Source organism: Neisseria sp. MVDL19-042950 (genome assembly GCF_030504625.1).
Classification (GTDB): domain Bacteria; phylum Pseudomonadota; class Gammaproteobacteria; order Burkholderiales; family Neisseriaceae; genus Neisseria.
Genome location: NZ_JAUKWH010000039.1, coordinates 1 through 389, shown reverse-complemented (window position 1 = coordinate 389; position 389 = coordinate 1). Strand labels below are relative to the sequence as shown.

At 58.4% G+C, this 389-nt stretch carries 1 pseudogene; it reads right to left on the bottom strand.

The window, feature by feature from the left end:
* A pseudogene (locus Q0X97_RS11840) lies at positions 1 to 389 on the bottom strand (type IV secretion protein Rhs); the annotation flags it as partial.

Here is a 389-nt window from a genome sequence, read left to right as displayed (position 1 = left end):
GTCGTAGCCGTAGCTGCGTTTGACGGCGGTTTGGGCAGGGGCGCGGGCGGGTATATAACCCGCCCCTACGGCTGCTTTGCCGCTTTCAGACAGGCCGTTGAGTGCGGCAATCTGTTTTTTCAGACGGCCTACCGGGTCTAGCTCGTAGCGGCTGGTTAAGGCTCCCTGTGTCCTTTGGATTTCACGGTGCAGCTTATCGCGTTCGATGTCGCTGACGACTTCGCCGTCGAGGTTGATTTGGTGCAGGTGGCCGCTGCCGTAATACAGGTAATTGATTTGGCGGCCGTCGGGCAATACGGTGGTGGTGCGGTTGCCGTTGAAGTCGTAATGGTAATGGATGCTGTCGGTAATCGGCTGGAACAGCATATCGTACTGCGGGTCGCGCCAGT